Annotated in this window: 2 pseudogenes; one reads left to right on the top strand and one right to left on the bottom strand. The window is 65.0% G+C overall.

The window, feature by feature from the left end:
- Nucleotides 1-204: 204 nt before the first annotated feature.
- Nucleotides 205-282 (top strand): annotated as a pseudogene (locus VE26_RS18590) (hypothetical protein); the annotation flags it as partial.
- A gap of 42 nt (nucleotides 283-324) precedes the next feature.
- Here the strand turns inward: VE26_RS18590 and VE26_RS18585 are convergent.
- Nucleotides 325-462 (bottom strand): annotated as a pseudogene (locus VE26_RS18585) (DUF4147 domain-containing protein); the annotation flags it as partial.
- Between the last annotated feature and the right edge of the window lie 7 nt (nucleotides 463-469).

The following is a 469-nucleotide window of genomic DNA, read 5'->3' as shown; positions in this document are numbered from 1 at the left end:
TGGGCAAACGCTGGCGATCTGTGGAGGGGGTGGTTGGCGCCATGGTGGGGTAAGACAGAGACGGCAGTACATGCGACATGGCCAACGACATGACGGTAGGGATGCGCGAAGCTGACGAGGGCAAGGAAAAGGTGGAGCAGGAGGCGGAAGACGAACTAGCAGAAGTGGGGATCGAGGGGGAGGGGGGAGCGGGGAAGGGAGGACATCAACAGGGCATTGCTCGCCTCGGGCGACCCGATCGGGGTGATGAACCTCATTCGCAGCCAGTTCTCCACCATAAAGGGCGGGCGCGCAGGCCGCGGCCAGCCGACCGCCCGCAGGCGGAGGCAGGAGCGAGGAGACGCCGAACGAGATAAGAGCGAAGAGGAGATCGTCGGCAGTCAGGCCGGAGACGAGCTGCATGAGGGGGCGGGCCGCTGAAGAGGCGGCAGCAGCGGGAACCGGATGGGGAGACTCGACGATTTCGATG

The organism is Devosia chinhatensis, assembly GCF_000969445.1.
Classification (GTDB): domain Bacteria; phylum Pseudomonadota; class Alphaproteobacteria; order Rhizobiales; family Devosiaceae; genus Devosia; species Devosia chinhatensis.
The sequence above is the reverse complement of the archived record's forward strand: the minus strand, read 5'-3'. Positions and strand labels throughout refer to the sequence as shown.